Annotated in this window: 12 protein-coding genes; 11 read left to right on the forward strand and 1 reads right to left on the reverse strand. The window is 69.4% G+C overall.

Features of this window, described 5'->3' with window-relative positions:
• The first annotated feature begins 61 nt into the window (after positions 1-61).
• Positions 62-1,984, forward strand: a complete 1,923-nt coding sequence (gene htpG / locus QHF89_RS07240; RefSeq protein ID WP_136965816.1) for a molecular chaperone HtpG — start codon at positions 62-64, stop codon at positions 1,982-1,984.
• A 364-nt stretch (positions 1,985-2,348) separates the two neighbouring features.
• On the opposite strand, the gene QHF89_RS07245 is transcribed toward htpG, so the two are convergent.
• Positions 2,349-4,418 (reverse strand): monovalent cation:proton antiporter family protein, encoded by a 2,070-nt coding sequence (locus tag QHF89_RS07245; RefSeq protein ID WP_136965815.1) that lies wholly within the window; start codon positions 4,416-4,418, stop codon positions 2,349-2,351.
• Positions 4,419-4,780: 362 nt separating this feature from the next.
• On the opposite strand from QHF89_RS07245, the gene QHF89_RS07250 reads away from it, so the two are divergent.
• From QHF89_RS07250 to QHF89_RS07295, 10 genes are all read left to right on the forward strand, one after another.
• The gene (locus tag QHF89_RS07250; protein WP_136965814.1) at positions 4,781-5,569 is read left to right on the forward strand and encodes a pyridoxine 5'-phosphate synthase; all 789 of its coding nucleotides are present in this window, start codon (positions 4,781-4,783) and stop codon (positions 5,567-5,569) included.
• Positions 5,566-7,224, forward strand: coding sequence for an NAD(P)H-hydrate dehydratase (locus tag QHF89_RS07255; RefSeq protein WP_136965813.1), 1,659 nt, complete (start codon positions 5,566-5,568; stop codon positions 7,222-7,224). Before QHF89_RS07250 ends, QHF89_RS07255 begins: the two co-directional genes overlap by 4 nt.
• A 192-nt stretch (positions 7,225-7,416) precedes the next feature.
• The gene (locus tag QHF89_RS07260; protein ID WP_136929450.1) at positions 7,417-8,052 is read left to right on the forward strand and encodes an RNA polymerase sigma factor; all 636 of its coding nucleotides are present in this window, start codon (positions 7,417-7,419) and stop codon (positions 8,050-8,052) included.
• 52 nt (positions 8,053-8,104) lie between these two features.
• A complete protein-coding gene (locus tag QHF89_RS07265; RefSeq protein WP_136965812.1) occupies positions 8,105-9,289 on the forward strand; it encodes a thiolase family protein in 1,185 nt (394 codons plus the stop codon).
• Between the two features lie 4 nt (positions 9,290-9,293).
• Positions 9,294-10,148, forward strand: coding sequence for an MBL fold metallo-hydrolase (locus QHF89_RS07270; RefSeq protein WP_136965811.1), 855 nt, complete (start codon positions 9,294-9,296; stop codon positions 10,146-10,148).
• Positions 10,149-10,217: 69 nt separating this feature from the next.
• The gene (locus QHF89_RS07275) at positions 10,218-11,693 is read left to right on the forward strand and encodes a purple acid phosphatase family protein (RefSeq protein WP_136965810.1); all 1,476 of its coding nucleotides are present in this window, start codon (positions 10,218-10,220) and stop codon (positions 11,691-11,693) included.
• Positions 11,694-11,825: 132 nt separating this feature from the next.
• Entirely contained in the window at positions 11,826-12,710 is an 885-nt protein-coding gene (locus QHF89_RS07280) for a hypothetical protein (protein ID WP_136965934.1), read from the forward strand.
• 69 nt (positions 12,711-12,779) lie between these two features.
• The gene (gene dnaJ, locus QHF89_RS07285; protein WP_136929455.1) at positions 12,780-13,895 is read left to right on the forward strand and encodes a molecular chaperone DnaJ; all 1,116 of its coding nucleotides are present in this window, start codon (positions 12,780-12,782) and stop codon (positions 13,893-13,895) included.
• Positions 13,896-13,967: 72 nt separating this feature from the next.
• A complete protein-coding gene (locus tag QHF89_RS07290) occupies positions 13,968-14,798 on the forward strand; it encodes a pyruvate, water dikinase regulatory protein (RefSeq protein ID WP_136929456.1) in 831 nt (276 codons plus the stop codon).
• Between the two features lie 61 nt (positions 14,799-14,859).
• On the forward strand, positions 14,860-16,542 hold the full coding sequence (locus QHF89_RS07295; protein WP_136965809.1) for an IgGFc-binding protein: 1,683 nt from the start codon (positions 14,860-14,862) through the stop codon (positions 16,540-16,542).
• The last annotated feature ends 20 nt before the right edge of the window (positions 16,543-16,562 follow it).

The following is a 16,562-nucleotide window of genomic DNA, read 5'->3' on the forward strand; positions in this document are numbered from 1 at the left end:
CCTCATTTCGTGCGGGGAGGGGGATTGCATTTCCAAAAACCGGATCCATTTCGTCGTCGCCATGACCCAAGAAGCCCCCCCGACCCCCGAAGCGCCGCCGGCCGTGTCTCCTCCCGCCGTGGAGATGCCGTTCCAGGCGGAGGTGCAGCAGGTCCTCTCCCTCGTCATCAACTCGCTCTACGCGAACCAGGAGGTCTTCCTGCGCGAGCTCGTGTCGAACGCCTCCGACGCGCTCGACAAGGCCCGCTTCCTCGGCCTCACGCGCAAGGACGTGACCGAGCAGGAAGGTGAGCCCGCGATCTCGATCCAGCTCGACGACGAGGCCCGCACGATCGTCATCGAGGACAACGGCGTCGGCATGACGCGCGACGAGGTCGTCCAGAACCTCGGCACCATCGCGAAGAGCGGCTCGCTCGAGTTCCTCAAGTCGCACGCCGAGGCCCTGCGCGCGAGTCAGGACAAGGACGGCGCGGTCAAGCTCATCGGCCAGTTCGGCGTGGGCTTCTACGCGGCGTTCATGGTCGCCGCGCGGGTCGACGTGGAGACGCGATCCATGCTCCCCGAGGCCGAGCCCGTGCTCTGGCGCTCCGGGGGATCCGGCACGTTCACCGTCGCGACGGGCGAGCGCGCGCACCCCGGGACGAAGATCACGCTGCACCTCAAGGAGGACGCGCGCGAGTACACGAAGGCCTACCGGATCAAGGAGATCATCCGCAAATACTCGGACTTCGTGCACTTCCCTATCTCGGTGAACGGCGAGGTCTCGAACCGCAAGGCGGCGCTCTGGTCGCTGCCGAAGTCGCAGGTGACGGAGGAGCAACACGCCGAGTTCTTCCGGCACGTGACGGGCGGCTACGAGGGCGAAAAGCCGCTCTGGCACCTGCACGTCTCGATCGACGCGCCCGTGCAGTTCCAGGCGCTGCTCTACGTGCCCGAGAAGGCGCCGCCGGACCTCTTCCAGCGGGATCGCCGCGCCATCCGCCTCTACGCGAAGCGGGTGCTCATCGTCGAGGACTGCGACAAGGTCGCGCCGATCTACCTGCGTTTCCTGCGCGGCGTGGTCGACTCCGAGGACCTCTCGCTCAACGTCTCGCGCGAGATGCTCCAGGAGGACAAGGCCCTGAAGCAGATCGAGACGCAGATCACGAAGCAAGTTCTCAAGGGCCTGAAGGAGCTCTCGGAGAGCGAGCCCGAGACGTACAAGAAGGTCTGGAGCGAGTTCGGCAAGGTCCTCAAGGAGGGCGTGTCGGTCGACTGGAAGAACAAGGACGCGATCGCGGACCTCTGCCGGTTCGGCTCGATGAACACGCCGGAGGCGGAGCTCATCTCGCTGAAGCAGTACGTCGCGGCGATGCCGGAGTCGCAGAAGGAGATCTACTACCTGACGGGTACGAGCCGCCGCGGGCTGGAGAAGAGCCCGCACGTCGAGGCCTTCAAGAAGCGCGGCTACGACGTCCTTTTCATGACGGAGCCCGTCGACGAGTGGGTCGTGCAGACCCTGAACGAGTACGAAAAGCGCCGGCTGCGCAGCATCGCGCACGGCGACATCGATCTCGGCGAGAAGGACGAGAAGGCCGACGAGAAGGCGAACGAGCAGATCAAGAGCGCCGTCTTCGCCGTGAAGGCCACGCTCGGCGAGCGGGTGAAGGACGTGCGCGCCTCACGCCGCCTGACCGACAGCGCGAGCTGCCTGGTCGCTGCCGAAGGCGATCTCGGCGTCAACATGGAGCGGATCATGCGCATGATGGGCGAGGACGCGCCCCAGGCGAAGCGCATCCTGGAGCTCAACCCCGAGAGCCCCATCGTGAAGAACCTGAGCGCGCTCGCCGAGAAGGACCCGAGCGCAGAGCCCATCAAGCTCTGGTCCGAGCTGCTCTACGAGCAAGCGTTGCTCGCCGAGGGCGTCGTGGTCGACCCGGCCAAGCTCGTGCAGCACATCCAGGATCTGCTCGTCCAGGCCAGCAACGCGGCCGTGGCGCGCTGAGGCAGCGGGTCGAAGGCGTTGCGCTGGGGTTTCACCCCGGACCCCGACCAGGGGTTGTCCACCCCTGGACCCGGACCAGCGCAAGCGCTGGACTCGGGGTCGATGAACTGCGCTTCGCGCAGTTCATCGAACAGCCAGGGTCAAGACGGGCGACGACGCCGCCAGCCATGACCGCGGCGCTGCAGGTTCAACGGGCAGCGTGCGCGCCGCCCACTTGAGACCCACCCCCATGGTCTTGCCACCGGCCCGTTGGAAGAACTGCGCACCGCGCAGTTCTTCCACCCCCGGTCCAGGCCGTGCCTGGTCCGGGTCGAGGGGCGGACAGCCCCCGCGGGGTCCGGGGCAGCGCCCCGGCGCGAGCGGCTCACGCGGGCTGCACGTCCCCCTCCAGTGCCGTGAACAAGGCCTCCGCGCTCGAAAGGGACTCCTCCGAGCCGACGGCGGCGACGATGTCGCCCTCCTCGAGCTGATCCTTCGGGCCGGGCATCATCGAGGGTTTGCCGTCGCGCACGATCGCGAGGATCGCAGCGCCGGTCTTGGCCCGTAGGTCGAGCTCGCCCAGGGTTCGCCCGACGGCCGTGCTCCCGGGGGCGATGCGCAAGAGACGCGGCGCGCCGAGACCGAGGAGCAGCGAGGGCGCGTCGTTCGGAGCGGGGGGCGGCGCCGCGGCGTGACCTTCTCCATGCGCTGCGTGCGCTGTCGCCTCGCCGGCGAGCTTTGATTTGAGCACGTCGAGCACGACGGTCCCTCCGGCTTGCACCTCGAGCTCGAATTGCCGGGCGTTTCGCCAGAACGAGACGATCGCGATGAAGGCGATCGCCACGAGGAGCAACATGCCGACGCCCGGGGGCACGAAGGGCTCGACGGCTGTGACCGAGGCGGCTGCGGTTGCCACGAGGAGGCCGAGCTGCACGACGAGCGCGACGGGACGACCGATCTTCGTGTCGCCCGCGACCGTGAGGCCGATCGCGCGCGTCAGGCGGACGATCCCGAAGACGAACGGCAATACGACGAGCGCGGCTGCGGCGAAGACGAGCACCTGCGAGGCGCCCTCGCTCAGCCCGAGGGACGAGGCGGCTGCGTGCTGGATGCGCTCGTGCAAGAGCCCGCCGCCGACGAGGAGCGCCACGAGGAAGGCGGCGTCGAGCACGAGCAGCACGCCCAGGCGTCGCAGCCGTGCGCCTGTCGTCGCGGCAGCGGGCGCCGTGCGCACGCGCTCGATCCACGCGCTGTAGAGCGTGATGAAGGTGCCGATCCTGCGAGGGACATGGTCCTCGACGAAACGCGCGGCGCCTTCCGAGCGACGGATCAACGCGGGCGTCGTCAGCGTCGTGATCGCGGAGACCGCGACGGCGACCGCGAAGAGGAACGGGCGCGTCGCGCCGAGCGTGGAGCCGAGGCCCACGATGATGAACGAGAACTCGCCGATCTGGGAGAGGCTGAGGCCCGCCTGTGCGCTCGTGCGGATCCCGCAGCCCGTCACGATGCCACCGAGCCCCACGCCGACGACCTTGCCGACGACGACCACGACCGAGAGGACGAGGACCGCGACCCAGTTCTCGAGCACGAGCGAAGGCTCGATGAGCATGCCGACCGATACGAAGAAGATGGCCGCGAACATGTCGCGGATGGGGACGATCAGGTGCTCGACGGTGTGCCCTTCGCCGGACTCCGAGATGAGCACGCCCGCGACGAACGCGCCGAGCGCCACCGAGTAATGCATGGCGGCGCAGGCGTGCGCGAAGCCGAAGCAGATCCCGATGCTGGTGACGATGGTCGTCTCGGGCCTGCCGAGCCGCACGACGTACCGCATGAGCCTGGGCACGATGAGCAGGCCGGCGACGACCATGACGACGAGGAACCCGACGAGCTTGCCGGTCGTGAGCAGGAGCGTGGTCGCGTCGAGGCCGCTGCCGGTCGCGACGGTGGTCATCACGGCGAGCAGCAGGATCGCGAGGATGTCCTCGACGATGAGGACGCCGTAGACGAGCTCGCGGAGGCGCGGGTCGATCTTCATCTCGTCGAAGACCTTGGCGATGATCGTCGTGCTGGAGATGGCGATCGCGGCGCCCGCGAAGATGCTCTCGATCTGCGTCCAGCCGAAGGCGCGACCCACGACGACGCCGGCGCACATCATGAGCGCGACCTGGATGACCGCGATGACGCCCGCGGTGGGCGCGACGCGCACGAGCTTCTCGATGTTGAGCTCGAGGCCGATCGCGAACATCAGCAGGATGACGCCGAGCTCGGAGAGGGTCTGGACCGTGCTCGTGTCGGCGTTCAGCGGCAGGGGCAGGTGAGGCCCGACGACGAGGCCGGCGATGATGTATCCGAGGACGACCGGCTGCCGGATTCGCTGAAAAACGACCGTCGTGATCGCCGCGACGCCGAGCACGGTCGCGAGGGTCTGAAGGAAGGCGTGCGCGTCCTGCATCCTTCGAGAAGTAGCGCTCACGCGCCTCGATTCAAGAGATCACGGCCGATCGTGAACTACTTTTTATTTGTGTACAAAAGAACTGTCGAGGGACGACGCCCCACGGAGCCTCTCTCGCCTCCGTGGGCAAACGCGACGGTGATGCCGCGCTCGTGCAGCACCCTGCGGGTCGAGCCGAGTTCGGGCCCGCGTCACGATGTGATCGATCGCACGCCGTCCGATGCCGTGTCCCTGGTTCTGCTGTCCCGAGCGCTTCGACCTGGAACCTCGTTCCGCGTCCGCCCGCGCTTGCCCGCGCTTCGGTGCGCTTCGTTCGTGCGCGTGCTTCGACCTTGCGCGTGTTCGTCGTAGAGTCCCGCCCCATGGCGGTTCGGCTGCACATCAACATCGATCACGTCGCCACCGTGCGAAACGCGCGGGGCACGCGTTACCCCGATCCCGTCTTCGCCGCGGGCCTCTGCGAAGCGGCCGGCGCCGACGGCATCACCGCGCACCTGCGCGAGGATCGGCGTCACATCACCGACGACGACGTCACGCGGCTGCGCGCCTCGGTCCAGACGCTCCTGAACCTGGAGATGGCCGTGACCGAGGAGATGATCGGCATCGCGTCGCGGGTGCGTCCCGACGTGATCACGCTCGTCCCCGAGCGCCGCGAGGAGCGCACGACCGAAGGCGGGCTCGACGTGATCGGGCAACGCGCGGGCGTCGAGGCCGCCGTGAAGATGGCCAAGGAGCGCGGGATCAAGGTGAGCCTGTTCATCGGCGCGGACGAGGCCATGGTCGAGGCCTCCGCGGCGCTCGGCGTCGCGCAGATCGAGCTGCACACGGGCGAGTACTGCCACGCCTCGGGCGAGCAAGCCGAGCACGAGCTCGACCGGCTGAAGCGCGCCGCGGCCCGCGGCGCGGCGCTCGGCCTGGAGATCGCCGCTGGCCATGGGCTGACCCGCCACAACGTCGGGCCCGTCGTGGCGATCCCCGACATCGTCGAGGTGAACATCGGCCACTCGGTCATCGCCGACGCCGTCTTCTTCGGGCTCGATCGCGCCGTGCGGGACCTTCGAAGGGCCGTCGATCGGGGGCTCGGGGGCAGAGCTCCGCTTGCCGGAGCGGAGCCCCCGAACGCTGACAACGCCCGGGGTCGGTCCCGATGATCCCCGTGCTCACGCGCGCCCAGATGCGCGCGTTCGACAAGTACGCGATCGAGACCTGCCACGTGCCCGGCGTCGTCCTCATGGAGAACGCCGGCCGCGGCGCGGCGGACGTCCTCTCCGCGATGATCGAGGCGCGCCGCCGGCACACGCCGAGCCGCGAGGCCGACGCGATCTCCGCCCGCGCCCGCTCCTTCCCGGTCCGCCACGTGCAGAGCCCCGGCCAGCCCGCGACGTATCCGCTCGAAGCGCGCGTCGTCGTCGTCTGCGGCACGGGCAACAACGGCGGCGACGGGTTCGTCGTGGCGCGCCACCTCTACGCGCGCGGCGCCGAGGTCGAGGTCTACCTCGCCGGCAAGAGCGAGAAGGTGATGGGCGACGCGCGCATCAACCACGACGCCTACATCGACCTCGGCGGCCGCTTCTTCGAGCTGCCCGAGGGCGCGGGCCTCGGCCCGTTGCACACGGCCCTCACGCGCGCCGACTTCGTCATCGACGCCCTCTTCGGCACGGGCCTCGACAGGCCGATCACCGGCCACCTCGCCGACGTGATCGCCGTGCTCAACGACGCGGCCGCGCGCTGCGTCGCGCTCGACATCCCCTCGGGGCTCGACGCCGACAGCGGCGCGCCGCTCGGCATCGCGGTGCGCGCCGACGACACCGTCACCTTCGGCCACCTCAAGATCGGCATGCTCACGCCCGAGGGCGCGCGCCTCGCGGGCAACGTGCACGTCGTCGACCTCGGCGTGCCCGACCCGCCGATCCTCACGCACGTCGGCTTCGTCGCCGAGGTCATCCGCCGCGAGACCGTCGGCTCGTACTTCGCGCCCCGCGAGGCGAGCGTCCACAAGCACAAGGCCGGCGACGTGCTCGTCGTCGCGGGCTCGCCCGGCAAGCTCGGCGCCTCGTTGCTGACGGCGCGGGCCGCCATGCGCGCGGGCGCCGGCCTCGTCACGATCGGCACCTGGCCCGAGGCCGCGACGTCGCTCGAATCACGCGTCGTCGAAGTGATGACGACACGGATCGACCCGACCCGCATCGGCCCTTCGCTCGACGCCGCGCTCGCCGGCCGCCGCACCGTGGCCATCGGCCCTGGCTTCGGCCTCGGCCCGGAGGCGCGCGCGGCCGTGGATCACGTCGTGCTCGGCTGGGACGGCTTCAAGGTCGTCGACGCCGACGCCATCACGCACTTCGCGGGCCGCCCCGAGTCGCTCGCGCAAGCCAAAGGCCGCCTCGTCCTCACGCCGCACCCGGGTGAGCTCGGCCGCCTCCTCGGTCGCAGCGGCGCCGCGATCGAGCAGGACCGCTTCGGCGCCGTGCGCGAGGCCGTCGCGCGCACGAACGCCACGGTCATCCTCAAGGGCGCCCGCACGATCATCGCCACGCCCGAGGGGCGCCTGTTCATCTGCATGGCAGGCAACCCGGCCCTCGCCACGGCTGGCTCGGGCGACGTCCTGACCGGCCTCATCGCGGCGTTCGCGTGCAGCATGTCGGCCGACGAAGCGGCCTGCGCGGGGGTCCTCGTGCACGCGCTCGCCGGCGATCTGTGGCGCGCCCGCACCGGCTGCGATCGTGGCCTCTTCGCCGGCGAGATCCCGGACCTCGTCCCGCAGATCCTCGCCGCCCTGGCCCGGGGCGCGGATCCGCTCGCGAGCTGAAGGGCGGCCGTACGCCCGAACGATCCCCCGCCTTCCCACGCCAGGTTGGCGCCTGGACACGCCCCGGTGTCGATTTGACACGCCGGGGGGACACAGGCCCCGTGGCGCCACAATGATTCCAATCACTTAGAACGTGCCACGCCTGGGCACCCGCCTTGCGAAAGGACCCGAGCACCAGGAGGTCACGTCGCCATGTTCGCTCAGGCCCTCGCCACCACGCCCGTCCCCTCGAAGTCGCGGTCTACGCTTGGGGGCTTCGCTCGGACGAGCCGAGCTACGCCCCCAAACCCCCAGGCCAACTCGATCGAGGAGCTCCGCCGAGGTGTCGCCGCGCTGGCCCCCGAGCTCTTCGGCCGCGCCCTCCGCATGTCGCGCTCCAGCGCCCTCGCCGAGGACCTCGTGCAGGACACCGTCGAGCGCGCCCTCCGCTTCGAGAACCAGTACCGCCCCGGCACGAACCTGAAGGCGTGGGTCCACCAGATCCTCTTCAGCGTCTTCATCACGAAGTGCCGCCGAAACCGCCGCGAGCGCCGCGCCCTCGACGTCCTCTATTCCGACCCGAACGCGTGGACGGCCGCGCCCGCGGTCTCCGAGATGACCGCGCTCTCGCCGCCGACCCTCCGCGCGCTCGAAGCCATCCAGGAGGTGTATCGCGAGGCGCTCATCCTCGTGGACCTCCAGGAGATGACCTACAAGGACGCTGCCGAGAAGCTCGGTGTGCCCGTGGGCACCGTCATGAGCCGTCTCCATCGTGGCAGGCGCCTGCTCGCCAAGGCCCTCGAGGCCGATCGGGACGCGTCGCTTGTGCAGTGCAACATGTTGGAGTAGTTCGCTTCTCCGGGGCGCGCGCTACGTTGCGCCCGAGCTCCCGGAGGATGCGATGACCTTGCCCGTTCCCGTGTACATCGTCGGCGCCGCCCGCACGCCCATCGGCGCCTTCCTCGGCGCCCTCTCCGCCCTCCCCGCCCCGCGTCTCGGCGCCGCTGCCATCGAGGCCGCGCTCGTGCGCGCGAAGGTCCCGGCCGACCGCGTCGGTGAGGTCTTCATGGGCAATGTGCTCGGCGCCGGCGTCGGCCAGGCCCCCGCGCGCCAGGCCGCGATCTACGCGAACATCCCCAAGAACGTTCCGGCGACGACCGTCGGCAAGGTCTGCGGATCGGGCATGCAGGCCGTGATCCTCGGCGCCAAGAGCATCGCGCTCGGCGACGCGGAGATCGTGGTCGCGGGCGGCATGGAGTCGATGTCGAACGTGCCGTACTACCTCACGCAGGCGCGCAGCGGCTACCGCATGGGCGACAACAAGATCGTCGACGGCATGATCCACGACGGCCTGTGGGATCCCTACGGCAACTTCCACATGGGCAACGCCGGCGAGTTGTGTGCCAAGAAGTACGAGTTCTCGCGCGAGGCCCAGGACGAGTTCGCCAAGGAGAGCTTCCGCCGCGCCCTCGCCGCGCAGAAGGAAGGCCTCTTCGACGCGGAGATCGTGCCCGTGAACGTGCCGCAGAAGAAGGGCGACGCCGTGGTCGTGAAGCTCGACGAGGGCCCGCCGGCCGCTCGGCCCGACAAGATCGGCACGCTCAAGCCCGCGTTCCAGAAGGACGGGACCATCACCGCGGCGAACGCCTCGTCGATCAACGACGGCGCCTCCGCGCTCGTGCTCGCCAGCGAGAAGGCCGTGAAGGAGCTCGGCCTCGAGCCGCTCGCGCGGATCGCCGGCTACGGCGGCGCCGCCCAGGAGCCGGAGTGGTTCACGACCGCGCCCGCGGCCGCCGTCGAGAACACGCTCGCGCGGACCAAGCTCACGAAGGAGCAGATCGACGTCTGGGAGATCAACGAGGCCTTCGCCGTGGTCACGCTGGCCGTGAACAAGCTCGTCGGCATCGACAACGCCCGCGTCAACGTGCGCGGCGGCGCCGTCGCGCTCGGCCACCCCATCGGCGCCACGGGCGCGCGCATGCTCACCACGCTGATCCACGCCATGAAGGATCGCGGCGACAAACGCGGCCTCGCGACGTTGTGCATCGGCGGCGGCGAGGCGCTCGCCGTCGTGCTCGAGCGGTAGGGCCATGGGGCGGCCGTGGCGCGTCACGCTGGGCGTCGAGCGTTTTCCCGCGCTCACGCCCACCTTGCCTCCCGCCACCCACACGAACAGCTACGCGCTGGGCGAGCGGGAGGTGCTGCTCATCGAGCCCGCGACGCCGTTCGACGACGAGCGGCGCGCGTGGCTCGCGTGGGCGCGCTCCCTTTCGAGCCGCGGCCGTCACCCCATCGGCATCGTCCTCACGCATCATCACGTCGATCACGTGGGCGGCGCCTGGTTCTTCGCGAACGAGCTGCGCCTGCCGCTGCTCGCGCATCGCGAGACGGCCGCGCGCCTCGCCGGGGAGGCGCGCGTCGATCGCCACATCGAGGACGGCGAGCGGATCGTGCTCGATGGGCCGCACCCCATGCCGCTCCGCGTGCTCCACACCCCGGGCCACGCGCCGGGTCACGTCTGCCTCTTCGACGAGGACACGGGCACCGCGGTCGTCGGCGACATGGTCGCGAGCGAGGGCACGATCCTCATCGAGCCCGTGGACGGCGACATGATCGAGTACCTCGCGCAGCTCGATCGCCTCGCGGGGTTGTCCGCTGCGGTCGCGCTCCCCGCGCACGGCGATCCCATCGATGAGCCGACCACGCTCTTCCGCCGGTACATCGCGCATCGCCTCGCGCGCGAGGCCAAGGTCGTCGCGGCCTTTGCCCCGATGCCTGCCGAGGGCGCGAACCTCGACGCGCTCCTGCCCGTCGCCTACGCCGATACGCCGCCTCTGCTCTGGCCCCTTGCGCGGATGAGCCTCGAAGCGCACCTCGTGAAGCTCGAGCGCGAGGGGCGCGTCTTGCGCACCGGGGACGGCGGCTATCGCCTCGCCGCCGGGTAACTCTTCCCGCCGGGGCCGGGCCGGCCTAGGCTGCCTCCGCTCGCCGTCTTTCGGGTGGAGGAACGCTTGATGAAACGAACGCTGATTTCCCTGGGGCTCGTGGGGAGCGCGCTCTTCGCCGTCGGTTGCGCGGACGAGCCGAACCAGAACCCGCCCCCGCCGCCCGAGCCGAACATCGAGCGTTTCCGGCCCGAGGGGTGCGATTTCGAGATCGCCACCCGCCCCGAATACCTGAATTTCCAGCGCGGAAGCGCCAAGACCTCGGCCGCGCCCGACATCCGCCGCGTTCGCCTCGGCCTCGGCGGCAACGTCGAGATCGGGTCCCCGGGCCGCGCCGATCCCGCGACCTCCGCGGGCTTTGGCTGGCAGACCGACCCGGAGACGCTCGCCAGCGAGATTCAGTGGGGCACCACGCCCGACCCGGCGACCTGGCCCGCGGCGAATCGCAAGGGCGGCGTCACGTGGGTGACCCCCGAGGGCCTCATCGCCCCGCAAGGCGACGACCGCATGCACGAGGCCTACCTCTGCGGCCTGACCCCCGCGACGACCTATTATTATCGCGTTGGCGGCGGCCCCGCGGGCAAGGAGGTCTGGAGCGAGGTCCATTCCTTCACGACCACGCCGAAGGATCCCAATGCCGAGGTCGTCCTCGGCGTCTCGGGCGACGCGCGCGGCCAGGACAACCAGGCCTGGCGCTTGATCCAGCGCCGCATGATGAAGGCCGGCGTCACGGCCGAGCTCTTTTCGGGCGACATGATCAATTTCGCCACCGACCAGAGCGAATGGCACAAATGGCTCGATCTCGCGGCGAAGGACGCCGACGGGAGCCTGCTCACGCTCGGGCAGATCCTCACGCTCTCGACGCACGGCAACCACGAGAACCACACGACGCATTTCTACAGCAGCGTCGTGCTCCCCCAGGACACGGCGAAATTCGCCGACTATCCCGAGCTCTTTTATTCGGTCGACATTGGCCCGGTCCACGTCGTGGTCGTCGATGACTTCTGGGTCACGTCCCCGACCGGAAAACCCGATTACGCCCCGATGTTGAAGGCGTGGCTGGAGAAGGACCTCGAAGCGGCGAACCAGAATCGCGCGAACGTGCCTTGGATCGTCGGCATGCACCACCACGCCGAGTTCTCCTCCTCCTCGCACGGCACCGATTCGGACGTCCTCCTCGGCCGGCAGTTCTTCGTGCCGATCTGGGACAAGTACCAGGTCGACCTCATCGTCCTCGGCCACGACCACAACTACGAGCGCACGAAGCCGCTCACCGGCCCGCTCGCCGAGGGCACGCTCGAGCCCGTGGTCCAGGAGCCTCCCGCGAAGGGCACGGTCTACATGGTCTGCGCCGGCGCGGGCGCCGATGCGTACGGCAAAGGCGTCAGCACGTGGACCGGCGTCAGCGCGGCCTACGACAGCAAGACCGTGTTCGGCTTCTACTCGTTCCTCAAGGCCAACAAGGACTCGCTGACCATCGAGTCGCACGAGATCCGGCCCGACGAGACCGACCCGGTCATCGACACGTACCCCCTCACCAAGTGATTCACGCCGCCCCGGGCGCTCCCCCGCGCGCGCCGATGCGCCGCGCGCGGGCCCCCGTTCGCCCTTGCACTACTGCAACTCGTTTGCTACTTGTTCCGCGTTGCTTTTGCGGAGGTGAGTCAAGTGAAGCAAATGTGCGGGATTCGTGCGCAGCTCCTCGCCCTCGGGAGCGCGGCCGTCTTCGTCGTCGGATGCGGCGGCGAGGACGGCGCGACGGCCGAGAAGGGCTCGGCCCAGGTCTTCGTCGAGGCCGAAGACACCATCCCGAACGGCCTTTCCGCCGGCATGGGCGACGAGGACATCCAGGACGGCTGGAGCGTCACCTACGACCGTTTTCTCGTCGCGATCGGCAACATCCGCGCCTCGCGCTCCGACGCGACCGAGGCGCTCTCCGCGCCCGACGTGTACGTCCTCGACCTGAAGAAGGTCCCCGCGGGCGGCTACGTGGTGGCGACGTTCGAGGGCGTGAGCGCGACGCGCTGGGACCGCTTCGGCTTCGATCTGCCGAACGCCAAACCCGGCGCCAAGGGCCTCGGGAACACGACCGAGGCAGACGTCTCGCTCCTCGTCGACAACGGATGGTCGCTCTACATCGCGGGCACCCTCGACAACGGCACCACGCAGAAGACGTTCCGCTGGGGCCTCGCCGCGGGCGCCTCGTACGACGACTGCGCGACGGAGGACGAGATCCCCGGCTTCGCGGTCCCGGCCGGCGGCAGCGTGCCGGTCAAACCCACGATCCACGGCGATCACTGGTTCTTCAACAACATCACGGCCGGCGCCGAGGTCACGGCGCGCTACGCGCAGTACATCGCCGACGCCGACGCGAACGACGACGGCGAGACCACGCTCGACGAACTGAAGGCGACGCAGGCCGCCGCCGTGTTCCCGCCCGACAAGTACAGCCTCGCCGGCGTGCCCATCGAGACCGCGTACGACTACGTCCTCGCGCAGGCGCGCACGCTCGGCGACTACCAGGGCGACGGCGAGTGCCCGACGCGCAAAGTTCTCCCCTGAGCACGCCCCCGTCCGTTCTGGCCCTCACCCCCCTGGGCCCTCGTCCGGATCGGTGCTATTCCGGCCTCCGTGCGCGATCCCTACGATGTGCTCGGCGTCGACCGCTCGGCGACGCAGGACGAGATCAAGAGCGCCTTCCGCAAGCTCGCAGGGCAGCACCACCCGGACAAGAACCCGGGTGACGACGGGGCGCATCAGCGCTTCAAGGAGATCAACGCGGCCTACCAGATCCTGAGTGATCCGCAGAAGCGCGCCGCGTTCGATCGCTTCGGCCCGATGGGCGTCGGCGGCGCCGGCGCGCAGCCGGGCAGCCCCTTCGGCGGCGCGGGCTACGTCGACCTGAACGACCTCAACATCGACGGGCTCTTCGGCGACCTGCTCGGCGCGCTCGGCATCAAGGTCGGCGACCGCGGCAACCTCCAGAAAGAGATCCGCATCAGCTTCGAGGAAGCGGCGTTCGGCTGCACCAAGGAGATCACCTACGAGCGCGTCGAGCCGTGCAACGACTGCGGCGGCGTCGGCGCAGCGAAGGGCACGCAGACCGAGCGGTGCAGCCTCTGCCTCGGCCGCGGCCGCGTCCGCATGCAGCAGGGCGTTTTTCCGATCGCCGTCGAGCGGCCGTGCACGCGCTGCCGCGGCACGGGCCGCATCGTGCTCGATCCGTGCAAGAGCTGCCGCGGCGCGGGCGTCGTCGCGAAGCCGCGCACGATCGAGGTCACGATCCCCGCGGGCATCGAGAACGGCGCCACACGCCTCGTCGAGCGCGGCGGCAACTGCACGCGCCCCGATCGCGCGCCGGGCGACCTCGAGCTCACGATTCGCGTCGCCCCGCATGAATTTTTCCGGCGCGTCGGCGACGACGTCGTCTGCTCGGTCCCGATCTCCTTCCCGGTCGCCGCGCTCGGCGGCGAGGTCGAGGTCCCCACCCTCGAAGGCAAGGGCAAGTTGCGCATCCCCGCGGGGACGCAGCCGGGCGCGGTGCTGCGCGTCAAAGGCAAGGGCATCGTGCGCCGCGTCATGGGCGGTCGTGGCGATCAACTCGTGGAAATCGGCGTGGAAGTGCCGACGCGCCTCACGGACGAGCAGAAGGAGCTCATCGCCCGGCTCGCTTCGACCCTGGGCGAAATTCCGCAGGAGCCCGAACGCGAGAGTTTCATGGACAAGTTGAAGAGCCTTTTTGGGTAGGCTTGTCGTTCGAGCGGCGTGGCTCGAACGAGCACAGAAGCCCTCCGCGATCCGACCGAGACGAAGACGAGAATGAGCAAGCCCATGTCCAAGTTCATCGACGTGCTGAGCGACTCGACGGGGGAGACCGCCGAGAAGGTCGTCCGCGCCGCGCTCCTCCAGTTTCCGCAAGCGGGCGTGCAGATCCGCCTGCACACGCGCGTGCGCACGAAGGAGGTCGCGCGGCCGGTCCTCGAGCGTGCCGCGAAGGAAGGCGCGCTGCTCGTGTTCACGGTCGTCAGCCCCGAGCTGCGCGAGTTCATCCACTCGGCGACGGCGGAGCTGCGTATCGAGGCGATCGACGTCATCGGCTCGCTCATCGGCAAGCTCGGCACGTTCCTCGATCGCGAGCCGATCAACCTGCCGAGCGCGATGCTCCCGCTCAGCGACGAGTATTTCCGCCGCATCGAGGCCGTCGAGTTCGCCGTCAAGAGCGACGATGGCAAGGAGCCGCGCAACTTCCGCAAGGCCGACATCATCCTCGTCGGCGTCTCGCGCACCTCGAAGACGCCGCTCTCGACGCTCCTCGCGCAGCGCGGCCTCAAGGTCGCGAACCTCCCGCTCGTGCTCGGCGTCCCGCTCCCGCACGAGATCGAGGAGGCGCCGAGTGATCGCATCGTCGGCCTCACGATCGGCCTCGATCAGCTCTGCGAGATCCGCCAGGCGCGTCTGCGCCAGCTCGGCATGCCCCCCGAGACGAATTACGCGATGCGGGAGCACGTGCGCACGGAGCTCGACTTCGCGCACAACATCTTCCGCGCGCACCCCGAGTGGCCCGTCGTTGATGTCACGGGCCGCGCGATCGAGGAGACGGCGGTCATCATCCTGGAGAGCATTCACGAGCGGAACCGAGCCGCGCACTGAGCCGACGGGCGCGCCCGATCCTCCTTGTGCCTGACGCGGCGCGGGGCGGATAATCGGGCGCATGACTTCAGCCCGGCTCAAGCACACAGCGTTCGTTGCGTTTGCGCTTCTCCTCGTTCCGGGAGTCCTCGCGGTCTCCTGCTCTGCGACGTCGAACCGGAACGAGTTCGGCGACGGGGGCGCGGGAGGGGAAGGACCGGGTGGTCCGGGCGGTCCGGGCAGCGGCGGCATGGGCGGCGACATCTTCGTCGGCTCGGGGGGCTCGGGAGGGCTCGGCGGCGGGGATCCCGGCGTCGATCCGACGACGTGCGCAGAGGCCGCGGCGGCGCGCACGTACATCGGCTGCGACTTCTGGCCGACGGTCGTCGCGAACAACGTCTGGTCGATCTTCGACTACGCGGTCGTCGTGGCGAACGCGGGGGATCAGCCTGCCGAGGTCACGGTCACGCGTGGGGCCAACACCATCGCCACCGCGACCGTCCCGCCGAACGACCTCGCGAAGATCTACCTGCCGTGGGTGCCCGAGCTGAAGGGCCCGGACGCCAACTCGTGTGGCAGCGCCACGCCGCTCTCGAACACGGTGCGTGTGCCGGACGGCGCCTATCACCTCGTGACCACGCGCCCCGTCACGGTCTACCAGTTCAACGCGCTCGAATACGGCCCGCAGGGTGGACCGCCCGGCAAGGACTGGAGCACGTGCCCCGGTCCGGAGTGCCTCGGCGAATGTTTGTCCTACTCCAACGACGCCTCGCTCCTCTTGCCGAGCACGGCGATGACCGGCAACTATCGCGTCACGGGCATCGCCGGCTGGCCGGATGCGAACATCGGCTCGTACTTCGCAATCACGGGCACCGAGGACGGCACGAGCGTGCAGGTGAAGCTCTCTGGGGCCGGCGAGATCGTCGGTGGCGGCGGCCTGCCGAGCACGGGCCCGAACGGCCTCGCGTCGTTCACGGTGAACCGTGGCGAGGTCGTCGAGATCGTCTTTTCGCCGAACGCCGACCCCTCCGGCTCGCAGGTCTTTGCGACGAAACCTGTGCAGGTCATCGCGGGCGTGCCGTGCATCAACGTCCCGCTGACGAGCGGGTATTGTGATCACATCGAGGAGTCCGTCTTCCCTGCCGAGACGCTCGGCAAGCGGTACATCGTGACGGTCCCGACCTCGCCGGGCGGCGGCCCCGTCGGGCACGTCGTGCGTATCTACGGCAACGTCAACGGCACGAAGCTCACGTATGCCGGCCAGACCCCGCCGGGCGCGCCGCTCAGCATCAATGCGGGTCAGGTCTTCGATCTCGGCCAGGTGAACGTCAACTTCGAGATCAGCGGCGATCACGAGTTCGCCGTCGGCATGTTCCAGCTTGGCTCCTCGCTCATCGACCCGTTCAGCACCGAGCCGAAGGGAGATCCCGCGCAGAGCCTCGCGACGGCCGTCGAGCAGTACCGCCTGAAATACGTCTTCCTCGCGCCGAGTGATTACGACGAAAGTTACGTCGACGTCGTCCAGCCGGTCGGGGCGCAGCTCGTCCTCGATGGCCAGCCGGTGGCCCAGACGCCGACGGTGATCAGCTCGGGGTTCGGCGTTGTGCGTCTCCCGCTCGGGCCTGGAAAGAATGGCTCGCACGTGCTCACCGCGACGGAGCCCGTGGGAATTCAGGTGATGGGGTACGGCGCGCAGACGAGTTACCAGTACCCCGGTGGCCTGAACCTCGCCGCCATCGCCCCGCCCCCGCCCCCGCCCAAGTGATCGTCGGGAAAATCAGTTAT

This window comes from Polyangium sorediatum, from assembly GCF_029946465.1.
GTDB lineage: Bacteria > Myxococcota_A > Polyangia > Polyangiales > Polyangiaceae > Polyangium > Polyangium fumosum.

Bases quoted from the DNA above. Each gene is read 5' to 3' on its own strand.
- htpG (WP_136965816.1), top strand. From the start codon at position 62: ATGACCCAAGAAGCCCCCCCGACCCCCGAAGCGCCGCCGGCCGTGTCT.
- QHF89_RS07245 (WP_136965815.1), bottom strand. From the start codon at position 4,418: ATGCAGGACGCGCACGCCTTCCTTCAGACCCTCGCGACCGTGCTCGGC.
- QHF89_RS07250 (WP_136965814.1), top strand. From the start codon at position 4,781: ATGGCGGTTCGGCTGCACATCAACATCGATCACGTCGCCACCGTGCGA.
- QHF89_RS07255 (WP_136965813.1), top strand. From the start codon at position 5,566: ATGATCCCCGTGCTCACGCGCGCCCAGATGCGCGCGTTCGACAAGTAC.
- QHF89_RS07260 (WP_136929450.1), top strand. From the start codon at position 7,417: ATGTTCGCTCAGGCCCTCGCCACCACGCCCGTCCCCTCGAAGTCGCGG.
- QHF89_RS07265 (WP_136965812.1), top strand. From the start codon at position 8,105: ATGACCTTGCCCGTTCCCGTGTACATCGTCGGCGCCGCCCGCACGCCC.
- QHF89_RS07270 (WP_136965811.1), top strand. From the start codon at position 9,294: ATGGGGCGGCCGTGGCGCGTCACGCTGGGCGTCGAGCGTTTTCCCGCG.
- QHF89_RS07275 (WP_136965810.1), top strand. From the start codon at position 10,218: ATGAAACGAACGCTGATTTCCCTGGGGCTCGTGGGGAGCGCGCTCTTC.
- QHF89_RS07280 (WP_136965934.1), top strand. From the start codon at position 11,826: ATGTGCGGGATTCGTGCGCAGCTCCTCGCCCTCGGGAGCGCGGCCGTC.
- QHF89_RS07290 (WP_136929456.1), top strand. From the start codon at position 13,968: ATGAGCAAGCCCATGTCCAAGTTCATCGACGTGCTGAGCGACTCGACG.
- QHF89_RS07295 (WP_136965809.1), top strand. From the start codon at position 14,860: ATGACTTCAGCCCGGCTCAAGCACACAGCGTTCGTTGCGTTTGCGCTT.